We start from the raw sequence: 21,872 nt of genomic DNA on the forward strand, positions 1-21,872 counted from the left end.
TTCTTTAGTGTTGTGTCAAAGTGTTATTAAATAAGTATGAAATATTAATCAATACCTATATTAAACCGTTTGATGATTTGTATCTTTTTCTGATTGGTTCAACTCTTTCTTTTTTCGCTTAAAGCGAGAGAAGCTTTTCTTTTGAAAATTATAGAAAAATCTGAACTGACCGCATAATGTACCTATAACAATTAATAGTATTTGGTAGTTTATAATAAACAGCGGAATCTTGATCCAAAGCGATAATTCAGTTTCAATTCCTAAAAGATTGAAAATAAAAGTTCGCACATATAGCGAGGCTGAACCAGCTGCGGAAAATACAAAGAGAATAACTACTAACTGAAAATTAGAGTTGATTCCCCATCGTGTTTTTAATGACTTTAACATTGAGTATAATTAGTATTTATCGTTTCCAATCGGCAACTTTAATCCAATCGGCTAAAAACTTGGCATTTTCGTATGGGATATCCGGTAAAAATCCATGACCAAGATTGATTATCCAGTCGTGATTTTTACTACCAAAGTCTATGTATTGATTCAGTTTGTTTTGAATTGTTTTTTGATCGGCATAAAGTAAGCGAGGATCAATATTTCCTTGTAAGCCAATAGACGAATCAACCCACTTACGAGCGGTTTCCATTGGAGTTTGCCAATCAATACTTAAAAAGTCACACATGTCAGGGGTAATATCCTGAATACCCGCACCAATTCCTTTTGGGAAATAAATAAATGGCGTACCTGTTTCGCGTACAGCTTGAGCAATTTTTTTAACAGCAGGAATAAATAATTCTTGGTATAGATCCCAAGGAATTAGACCTCCGTGCGTTTCGAATAGCTGAAATACCTTAATGCCATTTTTAACTTGCTCTTTGGCATAAATAATTGAAAGCTCAGTAATAGCTTCAACTATTTTTTTAACCATTCCCTTATTTTGGTATAGGTATGTAGTAGTAACCGGAAAATCTTTACTTCTTCCGATCCCTTCGAGCATATAAGATAGAACAGTTAATGGCGCTCCACAAAATCCGATTAATGGAATATGTGCAGGCTTTTTTGCCATAATCTGTTTAATTACCTCGTAAATGTATTGTAGCTTGTCGGGTTGGGGATTTAAAACCTCAAGTGGGTTAGCTCTTTCAGATAAAGGCACATCAAACTCGGGCCCTCTATCTGTAAATTCCAATCCCATTCCCATGGCATAGGGTATAACTAAAATATCCGAAAATAAAATAGCTGCATCAACACCCAAATCATTTATAGGAAGTAAAGTAACATCAGCTCCAAGCTCAGGCTTTTGCATCATTTCCCAGAAACTATGTTTTTCCTTTAGTTTCATGTATGAAGGAAGCACACGTCCTGCTTGTCGCATAAACCAAAATGGCGGACGTTCAGTTTTTTCTCCAGCTAATGTTTGTAATAATATAGAGTTACTCATCTATTTAAATTTTCTTCAATTTTAGAAAGGTGGTTATAAATATTTCCGCCTTTCATTTAGTATGTATAAGCCTACCGTTATAGGTTAACCTATGTAAGCTTCAAATGTTTTATTGTAATTGTTTTAGTGCATCGAAGCTAGCTTCAATTGTTTTTTGTAAATCGGCCTCGCTATGGGCTATAGATACAAATCCTGCTTCAAATTGCGATGGGGCAGCATAAATACCTGCTTCTAATCCCAATTTAAAATATTTTGCATACAGTTTTGTATCACAAGTCATCACATCACTAAAGTTTTTAACTTCTTTTTCTTTTGTAAAGAAAAGTGTGAACATTGCACCAACTTGATTTATTACAGCAGGGAAGCCTAATTTATCAAGATTACTTTGTAAGCCTTGTACATAAAAATTAGCTTTTTCCTCTAGCTTAGCATAAAAATCAGGCGTTTCGTTTAGGATGCGTAGCGTTGTTAAACCAGCTGCCATAGCCATTGGATTTCCGGATAAGGTACCGGCTTGGTAAACTGGGCCATTGGGAGCTAAGCAGTCCATTATTTCTTTTTTACCACCGTAAGCTCCAACGGGTAAACCACCACCTATAATTTTTCCTAAGGTTGTTAAATCAGGAGTGATACCAAAAAGTTCTTGAGCGCCACCTTTGGCGACTCTAAAACCAGTCATTACTTCATCAAAAATTAAAACAGTACCGTTGTCAGTACATGCTTTGCGTATACCCTTAATAAATTCATCGCTTGGGCGGATAACCCCCATATTACCTGTTACGGGTTCTAAGATTAGTGCCGCAATTTGGTTTGGATACTTTGTGAATAGATCTAAAACAGAATCCAAATCATTGTAACTAGCCATTAAAGTATCGCTTGCAGTTCCTTTAGTTACACCAGGTGAATTTGGAGTACCTAGCGTTAAGGCACCCGAACCTGCTTTAATTAAAAAACTATCGCCATGACCATGGTAACAGCCTTCAAATTTAATTACTAGATCGCGTTTTGTGTAGCCTCGCGCCAAGCGTAAAGCACTCATTGTTGCTTCAGTACCTGAGTTTACCATACGAACGCTTTCAATAGAGGGAACCATTTCGCAAATTAAATTGGCCATTTCGGTTTCCATAAGGGTAGGGGCCCCAAAGCTAGTGCCGTTTAATACCGTTTGGTTTAAGGCTTCTACCACAGCAGGATGTGTGTGTCCTAGAATCATAGGTCCCCAAGAACCTACGTAATCAATATATTCGTTATCGTCAATGTCAGTTATCTTAGAGCCTGACGCACTTTTTATAAATAATGGGTTTCCTCCAACAGAATTAAAAGCACGTACTGGAGAATTTACTCCTCCTGGGATATGTTTTATTGCTTCGGCAAAAGCCGCTTTGCTATTTTGAGTATTCATTTTTTGCGATTTTTAAATTTTTAGATGAGAATAATGTTTAATCATTTGCTCTCATTTAAAATCTTGTGATTAAACCTATAATTTGTCCACTACATCTTGAGTGTGGTATGAAATAATAACATCAGAGCCTGCTCTTTTAATCGAAGTTAAAACTTCAAGCGTGATGCGTTCTTCATCAATCCAACCTTTTTCTGCAGCTGCTTTGATCATTGAGAATTCGCCACTTACGTTGTAGGCAGCAATTGGTATGTTAAATTCGTCTTTTACGCGTCTTATTATATCTAGGTAACTCAAGGCTGGTTTTACCATCACAATATCGGCCCCTTCAAAAATATCAAGCTCTACTTCACGGATAGCTTCGTTTGAATTGGCAGGGTCCATTTGGTAGGTTGCCCTATTTCCGAATTGAGGAGCACTTTCTGCAGCATCTCTAAATGGTCCATAAAAAGCTGAAGCGTATTTGGCGGAGTATGCCATAATTGGCATGTTTTTAAAGCTATTTTCATCTAGAGCGGCTCTAATAGCGGCTACTCTTCCGTCCATCATGTCGCTAGGTGCAATCATATCAACACCTGATTCAGCTAAAGAAACGGATTGTTTAGAAAGTGTGATTAATGTAGAGTCGTTATCAACATCACCATCGATAATAGTACCGCAATGTCCGTGTGTGGTATACTCGCAGTTACAAACATCAGCAACAATAAATAACTGGGGCACTGCTTTTTTAATAGCACGTGCAGCTTGTTGTACTATACCATTTTCTTGGCAAGCAACCAAACCATGCTCGTCTTTATGTTCAGGAATACCAAATAATAAGATTGATTGAACCCCTTTATTATATAGTCGTTTACATTCTTCAACCAATAAATCAACAGATAATTGATAGTTGCCAGGCATACTACTTATCGGATTTTTCACATTTTGTCCGTAGCGTACAAATAAAGGCATAATTAAATCGTCGCGAGTTAACTTAGTTTCGCGTATCATATTGCGAGTTACCTCAGTGCTCCGTAAGCGGCGTAATCGAGTTGTGGGAAACGACATAGTTGTTATATTTTAATGGTTGAATTGTTTTTGTAATAGTTTAATATGGCATCACACAAACCTTTGTTTGTTGGTGTGTCTGCCATTGCCAAAGGTTGATACCCCTTATTTATAGCTGCCTCTGTGGTTGTTTTGCCAATGCATACTAATTTTAAGTTGTTGGCTTTTGTTACCTTGTTTAGGTTGTTAACTGCCGAGGGGCTTGCTGTGATGATTAAATCATATTCATCTTTCTCAATCCTATTAATTATAGAATTATCAATGCTCGATGGCATTGTGTTATGGTAAATATTTATTCGAGTCAACTCAATATTAGGATCGGTATTTTCTAAAATCTGGTTGGGAGAAAGGTTGCCCGTTGGCCATAGCACTTTAATAGATTCCCCATTAATATACTTGTTGAACCTTACTGCAAAATCATAACCGGTTTTAGCATTAGCATCAAAAGCGATATTAAAGCCTGCTTTTTTTATTTCCTCGGATGTACGGTATCCTATGGAAGTAATTTTAATTTTATTTAGAAGTGATTTGTAGTTGTCAAGTTTCTTAAAACAATCAAGAAAGAAATTAAACCCAAAAACACTAGTAAAGGCAATGTGCGAAAATGACTCAAAATTATTTAGCGCAGAATCAATACTGTTATTTTGTGCTGCACTAAGTTCAATTAATGGAAGTTGAATCAGAGTGCCACCTTCATTTTCTATGAGTTCAATCAAATCCTTGCTTCTATTTGCAGGCCTGGTTGAAATAATGGTTTTACCTTCTAATAATCTTTCTTTAATCATTATAAGTTTTCTCTTATTTGATTAAGAATAGTTGTTGCACCCAAATCAACCAATTTATTGGCAAGGTTTTCTCCAAGCTCTTTTGAATTTTCAATAGATGCTGTTGCACTCTCTTTTAGGTAACTTTTGCCATCTAAAGAAGCAACAAAACCTGTTAAGGTAATTTGGTCTCCCTTTACTGAACTATATGCTCCTACAGGAACCTGGCACCCACCTTCAAGAGTTCTCATAAATGCACGTTCGGCATCAACTTCTATCTCGGTTTTAGCATGATTTATTTGTTTTAATAGATCGTTTACTTGTGTATTGCTGCTAGCTGTTTCAATGGCAATTGCACCTTGAGCAACAGCAGGAATAAATTCTGTTGGATCTAAAATCTCAGTAATATGTTGGTCTAATTCTAATCTTTGAAGACCTGCAGTAGCCATAATCATACCATCGCACAGGCCACCTTCCATTTTTTGTAAGCGAGTATTTACATTTCCTCTGATGTCAACAATTTTAACCTCCTTGTTTACTCTTCTGAGGTTAGCTATGCGTCTCAAGCTTGATGTTGCCACTGTATGTTCGGCAGTTAGTTCGCTAATTTTAAGACCATTTTTACTTACGAATGCATCTCTAAAATTGGCACGTTCTAATACTGCAGCTACCTTAAATTCGCTTGGTAATTGTGTAGGCAAATCTTTGAGGCTATGCACTGCTAAATCAATACCTCCATTGAGTAATTCAACTTCAAGTTCTTTTGTAAATAAACCTTTATCTCCAATTTTCGATAAGGCTACATCAAGTATCTTATCACCTTTGGTTTTGATGATTATTACTTCGGTGCTGAAATTAGGAAATGCCTCGTTAAGTATATCTTGCACTTTGTGGGCTTGGTAAAGTGCTAGTTGACTACCACGAGTACCTATAATTATTTTATTGTCTGTCATTTTATCTGATTAAGAATCAAACTTAAAAAGTTGCTCTATGGAATCCAAAGACTTTGTGGATTCTCCGTTTTTAGTAACGTCTTTTAAATTCCTTATAAAGCTCCTGATGCATTTTTGGGTAAGTAGGTTGGTGTATTTTTCTATTTCCTTAGCTAACTCTGGCGTTAAGTTATTTTTGTATTCGTTTAATTCTTTAGCACTCAGTTCTTGAAGGTTATTGGTGATAGAATTAATTACTGGACGTAATGAACGACTATTTAACCATGCTATTGAATCACTAACCAATTCATCAATAATAATTGTAGCGCCATCTACACTCAATGCACGTTTTTCGCTGTGTGAATCAACAATCTTTTGTAAGTCATCTACACTGAAAAGTTTTACTGCACCTAAGGAGTTGATGTTTTTATCTATGTTTCTAGGAACCGATAAATCGATATACCATTGCTTTTTATTGTCACGATCATGCAATGCTTTTTCAACATCTTCTTTTGAAATTAGATATTTACCAGCATTTGTTGCTGTGATAATAATATCGACTGATGATAAGTGCTCGTGAAAATTAGCAAACAAAATAGGGTTGGCTTCAAGGTTGTTAGCAACTTCTAGAGCTTTCTCATTTGTTCTGTTTGTGATCGAAATATGTTTTACACCTCTGTGTTTTAAATTTTGCAATGAGAGAACACCTGTTTCGCCAGCTCCGATTATCAGTACTTTACTGTTTTTAAAATCAGTGGCTTCTTTCTCACAAAGATCATTGGCAACGTAACCAATAGAGGTTGCCCCTTTTTGAATTTCGGTTTCGCTACGAACCCTTTTGCTGCACTCAAAGGCCTTTTGAAACATACGCATTAAAACGGCATCTGTCAGGTTAGCCTCTGTCGCAGTTAGGTAGGCATTTTTTATTTGGTTTACAATCTGGTTTTCACCAATAACCATCGAGTCAACACCCGAAATTACTGTAAATAGATGCTTGATTGCATCGGCTTTGGAGTAATGATAAAAGTAATCGCTATAGTCCTCAGATATGTCAAGTACTTCATGCACTTTCTTTAGCATATGAGCTCGCGAACGCGAAGTACAATCCGTATGTCTTGAATAGTATATCTCAGTACGATTACATGTTGCAATAATTACAATTCCTGTAATTTCAGAATGTTGCATCAAATATTCCGCAGTAGGAATTATTTTGTCTGGTGCGATGGAGAATTTATCTCTTACGTCAATTGATGCTGTTTTATGATTTAATCCAAGTATCCCTATCATTAATAATGCTTTCAGTTAAATAAATAGTCGGCTTAATTCACTGTGATTATAGGCCGATATTGCAATTTATTAAACCAAAAATGGGGGAGGGCGAGAGGTAATTTCTTCAGCATGTTGTACTTGAAAAAAACTACAGGTAAAAGAAATTAAAGGGATTTGTTTCTTATTAAAAAGAGTGTTTTTTGCCTTAATTAGCAGTTTGTTTTCAACGATTTTATTTTGAGTACAATTAAAGCTTTGAGAAGTGTAAGCTTTTGAGTCTTCAAAAGAATGAGCGTCAACATTAATTTCGATGTCAGTTAAGCTTAGAGCATTGCCTTCATCGGAATTTAACACCATACTTCCATAGCCGCAGATATATACCGCAACTAAGATAATGTATGTTATATGTGAAGTCAGAACTCCGAAAAAGAACATGTTGATGTTTTAAATGTGTTGGCAAAAATACTATTTGAATAGCTAAAAAACAAAAAAGCTACCTCTTAGTTCATAAGGTAGCTTTAGTATTTTAAATTAACTAAGTACTAGTCAATTCTATTTAGCATTTTAATTTTCTCTTTGAGTAATTCAATACTACGTTTTCCATTTTCTATTTTACGTTGGAAATCTTTTAGCATAGAATCAGCATTTTTACTTTTTGAGAAGAAACCAATGTTGTTTTCCCATGTGGTTATATCGGCTTCAAGTTGTTTTAATTTAAGCTGAAGCTTATGACGCTCTTGGTATACTTTATCATCAGAGTTGCCAGAGTTCTTAAGGTTCTCAATTCTATTTCTGAATTTCTGAACATTCTTATGATACTCATCCATGTTGAGCGAATCGAAATGCTTGTTTATTTCATTTCTAAATTCTTGGTTAACATTGTCTTTTTCCTTGTAAGGAACGTGACCAATCTCTGAAAATTGTTTTTGAAAAGCCTGAAGAGCCTTAAACGTTTCTTCGTTATCTTCTTTGTTTACGAAAGCTTTTACCTCAGCAATTAAAGCAACCTTTTTGTCTAGGTTAGCAACTTGAGATGCATCTGCTTTATTTGCGTTTTTACTTTTGTTGTCAAAAAAGAAATCGCAAGCAGCTCTAAATCTGTGCCAAATTGCATCTGATTGTCTGCGAGGTACCGGTCCAATTTGTTTCCAATCTTTCTGGATTTTTATCAGAGCTTCACTCGTTTTACGCCACTCAGTACTGTCTTTTAATTGCTCTGCAAGTTCGCAAAGTTCAACCTTTTTATTGTAGTTGTCTGATTGCTCATTTTTATAATCTTTGAAAAATGTTCTTTTGTTTTCAAAGAATTTGTCACAAACTCCTCTAAAGCGTTCGTAAATTGTATTATTATCTTTTTTAGGAGCAAAACCAATCGTTTTCCATTTTTGTTGAATGGCAATTAATTGCTTGCTTTTTTCTTCCCACTGTTTTGGCGATTCTATTTTGCCAGCAACAATTTCTTCAACTTCCTCGCAGAGTTTAGTTTTAGCTTCAAGGTTAGCGGCAAGTTGTACCTTTAAACCTTCAAAATATTCTTGATGTTTTTGATTTATTTTAGTGGTTGCGGCTTTAAAACGCTCCCAAAGCTCATCCTTAAGTTCTTTAGGTACCGGACCTATTTCACGCCATCTGTCGTGGTATTTTTGTAAGGTTTTAAAACTATTAACAACGGCTGTTTCATCAATTAAAAGTTCTGCCTTTTCGCAGAGTTCTGTTTTTAGAACAAGGTTCTTTTTCAGATCTAAATCTCTTAGTTCTTTATTGATTTTTACATAGTCGTAGAAGTTTTCAACATGTAAGTTGTACGTATCCCAAACATCTCTAACTTTAGCTTGTGGTATCTGGCCTATTTTATGAAATTGCTGTTGTAACTCTCTAAAATCATGGAAGGTCTCGTTCAACGATTCTTGTCTGTTAAGAAGGTTTTTAATCGCCTCAATAATTTCGTATTTAGCTACTAAATTGGCTTCTTTTTCAGCTTCTATTTTATGAGCAACTTCTGATTTCTTAGCCTTGAAATCTTTTATCAATGCCTTTGCCTCTGATTCGAAATGATCAATAGGTGGAGCAAAGTTTTCTTCAGGTTCGCCTGATTCAAGAAATTTTTCTTTTAGAACGGCTAATTCTGCATGATATATTTTATAAAAGATAGATTTTATATCTTCAACTTCATCTTTAATCTGAAGTACTTCAAAATTGCGTGTGATATATCTTAAACGATCTACCAATTTTTCTCTTGATAAAACTGATAAATCAACTTTATCAAGTTCTGGTTTTTCTTCTTCAACCTTTGCAGTCTCTTCTGTAGTTTCTTCTACAGACTCGATAGGCTTACTCGTTTCTTCAACTGAAGTTTCAGAATTAGTATCAGAAGATACATTCTCAGGTGTCTTATTTTCAGTGTTTTCAACTGAATTCAAATCTTGTTCTTCGTTTCCAGATTTGCTTAGATCATTAGCTTCCATCAGCGTATAAGTTCGTTAGCGTTAAAAGCTCTATCTATGATAGAGTTTAATTGGCATTAATAATTCAGTACGAATATATTATATATCCTTAAAAGCGCAAATTTTTTATGCTTATAATAGTTGCTATGGAGCGATAAAAATTCAATAACCTTAAATAAAATTGTAATGGCTCTTAATTGTGATTCTGATAAATTATATTTGCGAATAAATTTTAGAAGTATGAGAATTGATATTTTAACCCTATTCCCCGAAATGTTTGTTGGACCATTAACAGAATCAATTGTTAAGCGTGGGCGAGAAAAAGGGTTGATTGATATACAATGTCATGATATAAGAGACTATACTAAAAATAAGCATAAAAAGGTTGATGATTATGCATTTAGTGGTGGTGCTGGGATGGTTATGACCATTCAACCTATTGCTGATTTAATTGAGAAGCTGAAAGCTGAAAGAGAATATGATGAAATTATTTATGTAACTCCTGATGGTGAAACTTTGAATCAGGGGATCGCAAATAGATTATCCTTAAAAGGTAATTTAATGATTTTATGTGGACATTATAAAGGTGTGGATCAACGCATACGTGACCATTATATTACCAAAGAAATTTCTATCGGAGATTTTGTTTTAACAGGGGGCGAGTTAGCTGCCGCAGTTATTGTTGATTCTGTGATTCGTTTGATTCCGGGTGTAATTTCTGATGAAACTTCGGCATTAACAGATTCTTTTCAGGATGGTTTATTAGCACCTCCGGTTTATACTCGTCCGGCTGAATATAATGGATGGAAAGTCCCAGATATTTTACTTTCAGGTGATGAGAAGAAAATTGAAGCTTGGAAAGAGGAGCAAGCCTATCAACGCACAAAAGAACGCAGACCAGACTTGCTTCAATAATTATTTACCACATATGTTTGCATAACTGCAGTTTTTGCAATTATCAATGTGTGTGGTTTGCTGAAATGCTACATTGGCGTTAAATAAATCTTCAAGGTGTGTATATAATGTATCCTTAAATTCATCTTGTACCATATTAAGAGTAAGTGTTTCTGCTTTACCTCTAGCAGGTCCTTTTTTTAATGAATAATCATTGCTAGTAAATATCTTTTTAACCCAAACAACACCAGGTATATATGTTTGTGGTGACTTTTCGTTCTCTTGCAGTATAGAACTATATAATAAGGTCTGAAATATGGCCTTTAGTTTTTTATGCTTCTCTTGTTTAAATAAATCTTCAATGTTTGAGAACTTATCGTCGCCTGCACCAGTTTTATAATCGATAACTCTTATTGAACCATCCTTACCGTCTAATCTATCAATAGTTCCACCTAGGTTTACAATAGTAGAGCTGTTGATTTTAAATTCGGCATTTACTACTTTTTCTAATCCAAGTATTGTAAATGGTGCATTTTCTTTTTCTGCTTTAAGAAATTGAATAATGTACTTTTTAATAATGTCAAAGATGAGCACATTCTGACCTTGGATGTCTTTAAAATCGGAATTATCAATTGTGTGGGTGAAATACTCCTCAAACGACTCATGTAAAATGGCGTCAATCTTCTTTTTATCTTTTAGTATTAAATCAATGTGTTCTGATTTAATTTCTTGATTAAGTAGGTTGAGATAAAGCTTTTCGATGGCTTCGTGAAATAGTGTTCCAAATATTCTAGGGTCAATATCTTCAGTAACTTCATCAGGTTCATGTGCCTTTGTAACATACTTGTAGTAAAATCGCATTGGACATTCAAAGTACGTACTTAAGGCACTTGGCGATAGTTTTTTGGTATTTGGTAATAAATAAGCACTTAAGGTATTCATAACCTTTTCATCTTTTTCTACAAAAAATGTTGGCGTATTGCTAATGTTTAAGTCCTCAGATACTGTAGAAAATTTCAGCTTATCTCTAGGATATTCATATTTTAATTGAAATAGGAAACGACTCATTTCACCAGATTGCATTCCTTGCGCAGCTGAATTATAAAGAAGCCTTACATTTTTTGCTCTATGTATTAACCTGTAAAAGTAGTAAGCAAATATGGCATCTTGATGTTCAATGGTAGGTAAGTTAAAGGCATTTCGTAATACATATGGAATAAGTGAGTTTGTAGCACCAGTTTGTGGAAATACACCCTCATTCATATTGAGTACAACTAGGTTCTCAAAATCGAGTGCTCTGGTTTCTAGGATACCCATTACTTGCAGACCTTTAAGAGGCTCTCCGCTAAATGGGATGCTTTGCATTTCTGCAGACCTCTTGTATAGTTTAATCCAAGTATCGTTTTTAATTGAAATAGAAAGGTTTTTTAATAAATCACTTATGTGATTGACCAATAAATAGGATTGGTAAATAAATTCTTTCTCAATGCTGGTATCTACAGCAGTTAAGGTTTTGAAAGATTGATAAACCGTGAAAAGGATATGGTTTAAATATTCGGATAAATTTTCGGAACTATCTATGTATTTAAAAATCGAAGTTAACAGATGGGTGCATTGCAACTCACTTGCTTCAATATATGTTTTGTTTTTTGATACAATATCTTTTGCTAGTTTCTGATGTGTTTTGCTATCTAATGGTTCTAAATATTGGTGGGTGAGTATTGGAAGTACATTTCTAAAATAGAACCAGGTTTTGCCTTGCTTTGTTTTTCTGCAGTTCTTTTGTAATTCAAATATTAACTCAATTAAACCATATGCAGGGGTGTTTTTCATCGGATACCCCATTGTTATATTGATTGATTTTTCCTCTTTGGGAATACCATGAAGAACCGGCAAAAGCATATTCTCATCTGTTAAAATAACTGCTGTTTCAGTGGCTTTAATGTTATTTTTGGAGTCGAAAGAATCGGAATCAATATTTTTAAGGAATTGATTAATTACCTGAGTTTGCGTTGTGCTCGAAGCTACTGAGGTAATTTCGATGTTAGGGAGTGTTTTATTTTCTGGAAACTTCCAATTGCTGGGAGCTGGAAAGTTAATTAAATTATCTTCCATAAAATGCACGGCTTCCGCTCTAGTTGGTGTTTCGTGCATTGATTTTTTTATCTGATTAGCGTTTAAAAGCCATGGTGTATAATCCCAAATAAAATCCGCCTTATCAGTAATTCTTAGGTGATGAAACAGTTTTTCTTCGCATCTATTTAGTGCGTTGAATGCCACAAAAATAATTTTAGGATGTTTGATATTAAGGGGTTCTTTATTATCAATGTTGTTGGCAATGGTTTTATAAATTTGCCCCTCATAACAAATATTTTTTAAACGCAGACGTTTGTTAAACTCCTCATAAACATCATCTAACTTTTCCCAAATTTTCACAAAATCGGTTTGATGTTCAGACAGCTTATTGGGATTAAAACTAGCCCAGAAACTTTTTATTACTTTGATTTGATCCTCTGATAGAAAGCTATAATCATCTTCAATTTCCTTAATGGCCAATAGGTTGGTATATACTTGTTTTGCATCGGCTCTATACTTATCTATATCATCAAAGTCGTTAAGTATAATTTCACCCCACGGAAGAAAATCGTCGAAAGACACACCTGTTTTGTAAATATCTTCGTAAACCTGATATAGTTCAAAAACCAACGTGAGTTTATCAGCTACGGGTATTGTGCTAAAATCCTGTATAAACTCATTAATTGTTAGTGTTTTGGGAGCCCATATTGGTTCTGAAACCATCTTCTTTAGATGCTCTTTAAAAAAAAGGCAAGCTCTTCTACCTGGAAAAACAAAACAAAAGTCAGTTATTTTGGTTTGGTATGTATTGTAATAATATGTAGCTAGTTCTTTTAAAAAAGTATCCATTTTATAAAATGTTTCTTTAAGGTGCGATGCAAAAATAAAATAAGAATGCTTAAGGGCACTCTTATATTTTATTTACTTTTTTTAGAATGAATAAATATTGGGCAAAAAATGATTTTTTGTAAGTTAACGATATCTTAACAGGATAGAAATTACATATATTGCAATTAAATATTAGTAATGATCTACAGCGCAAAATAATTATTGTACTTCTATGGGAGAATTTTCATTTATTGGTAATAGCGATATTGATTCGATAGAACAGCTATATCAGAATTACTTGGCAGATCCGGAATCCGTGGATCCAAGTTTTCAACAGTTTTTTAAAGGTTACGAGTTTGCGCGTAAAAATTACGAAGCGCCAACACATGGGGTTGTTGGTAAAGAGTTTAATGTTCTCAACTTAATTCATGGCTATCGTCAGCGGGGACACTTATTTACCAAAACAAATCCAGTGCGTAATCGTCGTCAGTATTTTCCAACCTTAGATTTGGAGACTTTCGGACTAGAAACAAAGGATTTAGATACTGCATTTGAAGCAGGGAAAGAACTTGGTTTAGGAAAAGCCAAACTTAAGGATATAATAAGTCATTGTAAACGTACTTATTGTAGTTCGGTTGCAGTTGAATATTTATATATAAGGCATCCAGAAGTAGTAAGGTGGCTTCAACAAAAGATGGAGGCAGTAAAGAATACGCCTAATTTTTCTGTTGAGAAGAAGAAATATATATACGACCAGTTGAATGTTGCATCTGGTTTCGAAAATTTTATACATAAGAAATTTGTTGGTCAAAAACGCTTTTCTCTCGAGGGTTGTGAGGGGATGATTCCGGCATTGCAAGCTATCATTAATAAAGGTGCCGAACTTGATGTTGAAGAGCTATTTATAGGAATGGCTCATAGGGGAAGATTAAATGTACTTGCCAATATTTTAGATAAACCTTATCAGAACATTTTTAAGGAGTTTGTTGCGGATGAATATGAAGAAGGGATTTCTTTAGGAGATGTAAAATACCACTTAGGATATCAAAATGATATTTCAGCCTCTAATGGTAAAAAGTTGAGAGTTAACCTAGCACCAAATCCATCTCACTTAGAAACTGTAGGTCCAATAATTGAAGGAATTACAAGAGCTAAGATTGAACATAAATACGATAACAATTATAATAAAGCTATTCCTGTAATAATACATGGTGATGCTGCAATTGCAGGTCAGGGTGTTGTTTATGAGGTGGTTCAAATGAGTCAGTTGCCAGGTTATAAAACCGGGGGAACAATTCATGTTGTAATTAATAATCAGGTAGGTTTCACAACTAATTATTTAGATGCACGCTCGAGTACTTATTGTACCGATGTTGCCAAAGTAACACGAAGCCCTGTTTTTCATGTTAATGGCGACGATGCCGAGGCTATGGTTTATGCCATGGAATTGGCTGTTGAGTTTAGACAAAAGTTTAATGCTGATGTATTTATTGATGTATTAAGTTATCGTAAATATGGTCATAATGAAGGTGATGAGCCTAGATTTACGCAGCCTACTTTATATTCGGCCATTGCCAAACATCCAAACCCAAGAGATGTGTATGGCAAAAAGTTGATAGAAGAGGGAGTATATACGAATACTGAAGTACAAGGGCTGCAGAACAACTTTAATGAATATCTTGAAAAGGAATTGGCTGCATCTAAATTAATCGATAAGGTTGCCATCCAACGCTTTTTACATGATGATTGGGTTGATTATAGATATTCGCGAAAAGAAGATTTTGTTAAGTCAATAGACTCAGGTATAAGTGAAGAGAATGCGAAACAATTGACTGATAAATTGACTGCTCTTCCTAGTGATTTGCCTTTTTTTAGAAAGGTAAATAAGATAATGGAGGATAGAAAAAAAATGGTGGCTAACGATAAGCTTGATTGGGCTATGGGCGAATTGTTAGCCTATGCTTCTTTGGCTGAGGATGGGCATCCAATTCGCCTTAGTGGCCAGGATTGTATCAGAGGAACCTTTGCCCATCGCCATGCAGGATTAACTATTGAAGATACCGATGAACAGTATTTCCCGTTAAATCATATTTCCGAAAATCAAGCTCAGGTAAAAGTATATAACTCACTTCTATCTGAATATGGAGTGATGGGTTATGAATATGGATATTCATTAGCAACTCCAAAAGGATTAACTATTTGGGAAGCTCAGTTCGGAGATTTTTATAATGTTGCTCAGGTAATTATCGATCAATATATATCTTCAGCAGAAGAAAAATGGGGTTTAATGAATGGTTTAGTCCTTCTGTTGCCACATGGTTTTGAAGGGCAAGGGCCCGAACATTCCAGTGCTCGTATTGAGCGGTTTTTATCATTAGCTGCTAATAATAATATGCAGGTTGCGAACTGTACAACTCCAGCAAATTTCTTTCACATTCTTAGAAGACAGATGAAGAGAGAAATTAGGTTGCCGCTGATTGTTTTTACCCCTAAAAGTTTATTGCGTCATCCGAAATGTACTTCTACTCTTCAAGATTTATCAGGTAACTTCCAGGAGGTTATTGATGATGATAATGTAGATGTTGATTCAGTAAAGCGATTGGTGTTTTGTAGTGGAAAAGTGTATTACGATCTTTTAGCACGTAAAGAAGAACTTGATGCAAAGGATATTGCTTTGATAAGAATAGAACAGTTACATCCGTTTCCAAAGGAGCGATTAGATGAGATTGTTGCTAAATATAAAAATGCCTTAGTCAACTTGTGGGTTCAAGAGGAGCCTGAAAATATGGGTGCGTGGAAATATATGCGGGCTATGTTTAAGGCAATAAAAATGATTCCTGTAGCTCGATTAGCAAGCGGAAGCCCTGCAACCGGACTGAATGGATTGCATGTAATAGGACAGAAAGAGATTGTGGATAAAATATTCAGACCATGTAATTGTGAGTTGAAGAATAAGTATTGTGGATTACAATGTGCAGAAGGTAAAGACAGACAAGAAGCACTGAAACAGCATATGTATTTCCCACAAAAATCTCGTTTTTCAATTTAATAAATACACAATAACGAACGTGTACTTAAGTGTACTGGAATAAAATTGCAAGTTATGATTATTGAAATAAAAGTACCATCGCCAGGAGAGTCAATAACAGAAGTAGAAATAGCTTCATGGTTAGTTCGTGATGGTGATTTAGTAACAAAAGATCAAGAATTAGCAGAAATAGAATCAGATAAGGCAACCCTTACTATTGCTGCTGAACAAGCCGGTAAAATAAAAATTTTATTAGAGCCCGAAGTTTTAGTTGAAGTAGGTGCTATAGCATGTACAATTGATACATCAATTGTTCCTGAGGAAGGGGCCGAGCCTGTTACTCCGAAAGCAGAAGAAAAAGTAAAAACAACAGAAGAGTCGAAACCTGATGCTAAAGAAAAGGCTTCTGTGCCTGATGAGTTATCAAAAGTTAAGGTGAGTCCGGTTGCTCAAAATATAATGGAAGAAGAGGGTTGGACTGTTGAAGATGTTGTTAAAGGTCTGCACCGAATTTCTAAAAAAGAGTTAGAAGCAGTAAAGAATAATGTCAATAGTGTTGTTTCTTCAGGTTTAGAAAATGAACCAAAAGAAAGAGCATTGGATAGAAATAAAATGAGCTCTTTACGCAAGAAGTTAGCTCAGCGTTTGGTTGCTGTAAAGCAAGAAACTGCAATGCTTACTACTTTCAATGAAGTGGACATGACTAATATTATGGCACTGCGTAAAAAGTATCAAAGCTTGTTTGTTGAAAAGCACGGTGTTAAACTCGGTTTTATGAGCTTTTTTATAAAGGCATCTGCATTAGCGATGGCAAAACATCCAATGGTAAACTCAATGATTGATGGTGATGAAATAGTTACCCCAAATTACGTAGATGTTTCTGTGGCAGTTCAAACGCCTAAAGGCTTAATGGTTCCTGTTATTAGAAATACAGAATCTATGAGCTTAGCTCAAATTGAAGACACACTAAAGCAGTTGGCTGTAAAAGCAAGAGCTGGAAAAATAAGCTTAGATGAAATGACAGGCGGTTCATTTACGGTAACTAATGGAGGTGTATTTGGTTCTATGTTGTCAACTCCTCTTATTAACCCTCCTCAATCAGCTATTTTGGGTATGCATAATATTGTTGAGCGCCCAATGGCTGTTAACGGAAAGGTTGAGATTAGACCAATTATGTATACTGCTTTATCTTACGACCATAGGATAATTGATGGTAAAGATTCAGTAGGCTTTTTAGTAACTCTTAAAAAGATGTTAGAGAACCCTGAATTGATGCTTACGGGCGGCGATGAATTAGAGAAATTAGTGCTCGATTTATAGGAATAATCCTGTTGAAATAATTACATAACCCCGATATATTCATCGAATGTATCGGGGTTATTCTTTTTTAGAATCGTAAAAAAAATATCTATGTTTGTAATTCCTCTTACCCATATCGCTAAATACCGTAAAATATAAACTAAAGTATGTTGCAAAAGATATTTATTACAAGCCTTTTAATTTTAGGATTCTTAGTTTCAATAACTGCAGAGGAACGCATACTTAATTACTCAAATAAATATACTATTAATAATGGTTTAGCTCATAATGGGGTAACTTCAATATTAGAAGATTCAAGAGGGTATATTTGGGTAGCAACATTCGATGGTTTAAATAAGTATGATGGTTATGCTTTCGAATCGTACCGGAATACTATCGATAAAGATTTATTTAAGAGTAATAGAATACGTACCCTTTTAGAAGATTCAAAAGGCAATGTGTGGGTTGGTACTGATGAAGGTATCTCAATCTACGACTACCAAATGCAACAATTTAATATACTCGATATTCCTAACGATTTGGCGAGTGTATATAACAGACCAATGGTTCGTAAGATAGTTGAGAATATAGATGATAAAACATTTGTAGTTGCTACAGAAAATAGTGGAATATGGGTATTTGATGATAACTATAATTTTATTGCGAGTTACAATGCACCTCGAAGTATTGCAACCGGAAATGGTGATATTGATTTTTACGATGCTATTTTCCTTGGTCAATCAAATTATCTTTTCGCCAGTAGCCGAGGAATTATCTTATTTAATACTAAAACTAAAGAATTTATTAAGATATTTAAGAATCAGGTTGCTCGTATCGCATACTCACTTAGTAAAATTGATTCATCTAGCATAATAGTTACTTTATCTCGAGGTGTGGGTGTTATTAATTATAAACATTCACCTAAGGGTCCTCAATTTGAGTTTAAAGAAAAGGTTTTAACCGATTATCAATTTAATGTTTCTGCCATTGATAATAACAATAGTCTTTGGCTAGGCTCTTCCAAAAAAGGAGGTATTATTCAAGTACCTAATGTAAACTCAATAGATGAAAGTAAAATAACAATACATGCGCCTATTGATAGTTATGTTGAGCGACTAAAGGTTAGTTGTTTCGGAATAACAAAAAATAAAGGTTGTTGGGTGGGTACTTTTAATAAAGGTATGTTTGAGTTTGAATCTATCACAAATCCATTCTTTACTTTTACAAAAAACAGAAAAGATAAAAGAATACCTCTTGATGATGAGTTTACATTTCTGAGCATTTACGATGATGAAAGATTTTTGGTTGTATCAAGAACGAAAGGCCTGTATATATATAATATCTTAAAAAAGAAGTTTGAGAAGTTACCATTTAATATTAATGCAGAAAAGGCAAGTATAGTTAAGGCAGCTTATAAAGATTCGCGCGGAAATGTTTGGTTAGCTTTTAGAGGTTCTAATGAAATTGGAAGAATAAGACCAGATAAACCTTGGTTACAAATAGCTGCTGATAATTCAACTTTTGCCCGTGATTTTTCAATGCGTTCTATAGTTGAGGATGCAGATAGTAATATTTGGATAGGTGGAACAAGTGGAATTATACGTATTCGATTAAACCAAAGTAATACCGTTAAATCTTTAGAGCGATTAGATAAACACTTATTCTTTAAAGATAGAGGTGCACCAGAGGTTCATAGGTTATATTCGGATAAAAAGAACCATTTAATTTGGGCAGGTACTAAAACAGAAGGTATATATCGCATAAATACCAAGGGTGCGCGAACGCTTCAGGATGTTAGGCTGGATATATATAAGCGAGATGTTAAGAAACCAAATTCACTATCGAGTAATTCGGTTACTTCTTTTATTCGTTTAGAGAATGATGAATTCTGGATTGGAACCGAAGGCGGCGGTATATGTAAGGTACTCAATAGTACTGACGATCCTAAATTTCTTCCATTCACTGAAAAATCAGGATTGTCAAATAATGTTGTCAAAAATGTTTTAGCAGATAATGAGCATAATTTGTGGGTGTCCACTAATATTGGCTTAAATAAATTTAATACAAAAGATAAACGATTTAGAGTTTACGGAGCAGAGGAAGGCTTGCCGTTTGAAGATTTCTGGTACCCTGGGTTTAATATGGCTAATGGTACGCTTGTTTTTGGAGGACTTCAAGGATTCGTATGTTTTAATCCTAAAGAGTTGGCCTATCAAGAGCCATTACCAAATGTAGAGCTTGGCGATTTAAAGTTGTTTAATAAAAGTGTTATGCCTGGCGATACTATAAATGGTAGGGTTTTGTTAAGTGAACGAATCAATAATCTGAATAAAATTACACTTCAACATGATGAGAATGTTTTCTCAATTGAAGTTAGATCACTCCATTTCTCAAACCCCAAAACACATTACGTAAAGTATAAAATATTACCTATAAATGATGAGTGGATTGAAGTGTCCTCCGATCAGCGTAATATATATAGTAATGGTTTGCCAGCAGGTACCTATACCTTAAGAATTGTTGCATCCAATTCGTTTAATAAATGGACAGAGCCTCGTGATCTCGAAATTGAGATATTACCACCGTTTTGGAAAACCGGAACAGCCATGTTTTTATATATGATTGGACTTGTAATTATATTGCTGATAATACTAAGGTATGTTCAGCGCGTTTCATTTTTAAAGCATAGTGTAGAGCTTGAGCAAATTGAAAAGAAGAATGCATCAGAGGTTAACTCTGCCAAGCTTCGATTCTTTTCTAATATCTCTCACGAAATTAAAACACCATTAACCTTAATTTCCGGACCAATTAATTTGTTGTCAGAAAAGTATAAGTCATACCCTGATATTTTTGAAAACCTAAATAGAGTGCAGCGTCAGTCACGCAAGATATCTCAATTAATTGATCAGGTTCACGACTTTCAACGATCAGATGCTGATTTACTTGAAATGCACCACACTCAATTTAGTGTGGATATGTTTATCGACGACATAACTACGGACTTTAACTTTTTGGCTGAGCGCGATAATAAAAACCTCGTAATTAATAATAACCAGAGTGGATTGTTTGTGTGGGCAGATCGTGATAAGCTTGAAAAAATAATAAACAACTTATTAAGTAACGCATTTAAATACACAACAGCAGAAGATACAATTACAGTTGATTATGGTTTTGAAAATAATGAGTTGTTTATTAAGGTAAAAGATACTGGTAGAGGAATTGACGAAAGTGATTTGCCTCACATCTTTGAGCGGTTTTATCAATCAAAAATTAAGCATGGAGCATATATTGGTGGCTCGGGAATAGGTTTGGCATTCTCAAAAAGACTTGTAGAAATGCACTATGGCAATATTACAGCTGAGAGTGAAGTGCATGTTGGTACTACTATTACTGTGCAATTACCAATTTTAAAACAAACAGATACAGCTTCAATTAGCGAAGAAAAGCAGCTGCTTGAGCAAGAGGAGAAATTAGAGGTAAAAGCAAATGAAATATCAAGTAGTGTTGAAGATTTAAAAGGTTTATCTGTTTCTGATGACCTTAAAAATTCAAGGATATTCTTTGCTGAAGATAATACAGAGATGAGAAGTTATGTATCCGGTATTTTGTCCGATTTTTTTGAGGTTAAAACATTCAAGAATGGTCAAGAGTGTATTGATGCAATGCACGAAGAATGGCCCGATTTAGTATTGAGTGATGTGCTCATGCCTGAATTAAACGGATTAGAATTGTGTAAAAATATTAAGGGTGATATCAAAACTAGTCATATTCCGGTAATTTTACTTACGGCTTGTACTACTATTGATGATCAAATAAAAGGAATACAAGAAGGTGCCGATGCTTATATACAAAAACCCTTTAATGCACAGCACCTACTTACAAGTATTGAGGCTTTACTTACCAATAGAGCAGCTTTACGTGAAAGGTTTAAGGTAGAAATACCATTAAAGCTAAATAAAGAAACAGACAATATAAACGATACGGTTTTTCTAGAAAAGCTGTATAATATAATGGAAGAGAATTTAGATAACCAGAATGTTGATTTTAATGACATTGCTCGTAAATTATACTTAAATCGTACGCATTTCTATCAAAAGGTAAAAGCCGTTACAAACCAAACACCTTTTGAGTTGATACGCATGTATCGTATCAAGAAAGCTGCTGAGTTTTTTGCTCAAGGAACCTACTCCGTAAATGAAGTCTTTATGATGACTGGTTTTAAAAGTAGATCGCACTTTACAAAATTATTTAAAGAGAAATATGATGTGACCCCAGGTAAATATGCCAGCGAGGCGCTAAAGAGAATTAAAGAATAAGAATTAAGATTATTGATTACAAAAGCTGAAACTATTACTATGGTTTCAGCTTTTTTTTGCTCCTATTTGAGCGAATCTGCTTAAAGAATGTGTTGTAAAAGCATAACTTATTCAATCAGGGCTACGTTAATAGTTGCAAAA

The 21,872-nt window shown here is 34.7% G+C and carries 14 protein-coding genes; 4 read left to right on the plus strand and 10 right to left on the minus strand.

All coding sequences use genetic code 11. The annotated features are described in order from the left end of the window. Positions 1-60: 60 nt before the first annotated feature. From QMO11_RS00810 to QMO11_RS00850, 9 genes are all read right to left on the minus strand, one after another. Positions 61-387 (minus strand): DUF6787 family protein, encoded by a 327-nt coding sequence (locus QMO11_RS00810; RefSeq protein WP_068472604.1) that lies wholly within the window; start codon positions 385-387, stop codon positions 61-63. 16 nt (positions 388-403) lie between these two features. Next, complete coding sequence (gene hemE / locus QMO11_RS00815; RefSeq protein ID WP_282035584.1) at positions 404-1,435, minus strand: uroporphyrinogen decarboxylase; 1,032 nt, start codon at positions 1,433-1,435, stop codon at positions 404-406. A 109-nt stretch (positions 1,436-1,544) separates the two neighbouring features. Then, on the minus strand, positions 1,545-2,837 hold the full coding sequence (gene hemL / locus QMO11_RS00820; RefSeq protein ID WP_282035585.1) for a glutamate-1-semialdehyde 2,1-aminomutase: 1,293 nt from the start codon (positions 2,835-2,837) through the stop codon (positions 1,545-1,547). A gap of 75 nt (positions 2,838-2,912) precedes the next feature. Further along, on the minus strand, positions 2,913-3,881 hold the full coding sequence (gene hemB, locus QMO11_RS00825; protein WP_068472609.1) for a porphobilinogen synthase: 969 nt from the start codon (positions 3,879-3,881) through the stop codon (positions 2,913-2,915). Positions 3,882-3,886: 5 nt separating this feature from the next. Continuing rightward, positions 3,887-4,666: a uroporphyrinogen-III synthase gene (locus QMO11_RS00830; RefSeq protein WP_282035586.1), complete on the minus strand. Its 780-nt coding sequence runs from the start codon at positions 4,664-4,666 to the stop codon at positions 3,887-3,889. Beyond that, positions 4,666-5,598, minus strand: a complete 933-nt coding sequence (gene hemC, locus QMO11_RS00835; RefSeq protein WP_282035587.1) for a hydroxymethylbilane synthase — start codon at positions 5,596-5,598, stop codon at positions 4,666-4,668. The genes QMO11_RS00830 and hemC overlap by 1 nt, the downstream gene beginning before the upstream one ends. A gap of 9 nt (positions 5,599-5,607) precedes the next feature. Next, positions 5,608-6,864: a glutamyl-tRNA reductase gene (hemA, locus tag QMO11_RS00840; RefSeq protein WP_282035588.1), complete on the minus strand. Its 1,257-nt coding sequence runs from the start codon at positions 6,862-6,864 to the stop codon at positions 5,608-5,610. Positions 6,865-6,933: 69 nt separating this feature from the next. After that, complete coding sequence (locus QMO11_RS00845; protein ID WP_282035589.1) at positions 6,934-7,281, minus strand: hypothetical protein; 348 nt, start codon at positions 7,279-7,281, stop codon at positions 6,934-6,936. Between the two features lie 107 nt (positions 7,282-7,388). Next, on the minus strand, positions 7,389-9,311 hold the full coding sequence (locus tag QMO11_RS00850; RefSeq protein ID WP_282035590.1) for a DUF349 domain-containing protein: 1,923 nt from the start codon (positions 9,309-9,311) through the stop codon (positions 7,389-7,391). A 219-nt stretch (positions 9,312-9,530) separates the two neighbouring features. Here QMO11_RS00850 and trmD point away from each other — a divergent pair, with 219 nt between their 5' ends. Then, positions 9,531-10,205: a tRNA (guanosine(37)-N1)-methyltransferase TrmD gene (trmD, locus tag QMO11_RS00855; RefSeq protein WP_282035591.1), complete on the plus strand. Its 675-nt coding sequence runs from the start codon at positions 9,531-9,533 to the stop codon at positions 10,203-10,205. Here trmD and QMO11_RS00860 read toward each other — a convergent pair whose 3' ends face one another. Then, positions 10,206-13,109 (minus strand): PD-(D/E)XK nuclease family protein, encoded by a 2,904-nt coding sequence (locus tag QMO11_RS00860; protein WP_282035592.1) that lies wholly within the window; start codon positions 13,107-13,109, stop codon positions 10,206-10,208. 211 nt (positions 13,110-13,320) lie between these two features. Between QMO11_RS00860 and QMO11_RS00865 the strand changes: the two genes are divergently transcribed. The 3 genes from QMO11_RS00865 (at position 13,321) to QMO11_RS00875 (ending at position 21,731) form a co-directional block, all read left to right on the plus strand. Continuing rightward, a complete protein-coding gene (locus tag QMO11_RS00865; RefSeq protein WP_282035593.1) occupies positions 13,321-16,137 on the plus strand; it encodes a 2-oxoglutarate dehydrogenase E1 component in 2,817 nt (938 codons plus the stop codon). Positions 16,138-16,191: 54 nt separating this feature from the next. Next, on the plus strand, positions 16,192-17,436 hold the full coding sequence (gene odhB / locus QMO11_RS00870) for a 2-oxoglutarate dehydrogenase complex dihydrolipoyllysine-residue succinyltransferase (RefSeq protein ID WP_282035594.1): 1,245 nt from the start codon (positions 16,192-16,194) through the stop codon (positions 17,434-17,436). 146 nt (positions 17,437-17,582) lie between these two features. Continuing rightward, complete coding sequence (locus tag QMO11_RS00875) at positions 17,583-21,731, plus strand: hybrid sensor histidine kinase/response regulator transcription factor (RefSeq protein WP_282035595.1); 4,149 nt, start codon at positions 17,583-17,585, stop codon at positions 21,729-21,731. Positions 21,732-21,872 lie beyond the last annotated feature (141 nt).

It is taken from the genome of Saccharicrinis aurantiacus (assembly GCF_947489045.1).
Lineage (GTDB): Bacteria > Bacteroidota > Bacteroidia > Bacteroidales > Marinilabiliaceae > Saccharicrinis > Saccharicrinis aurantiacus.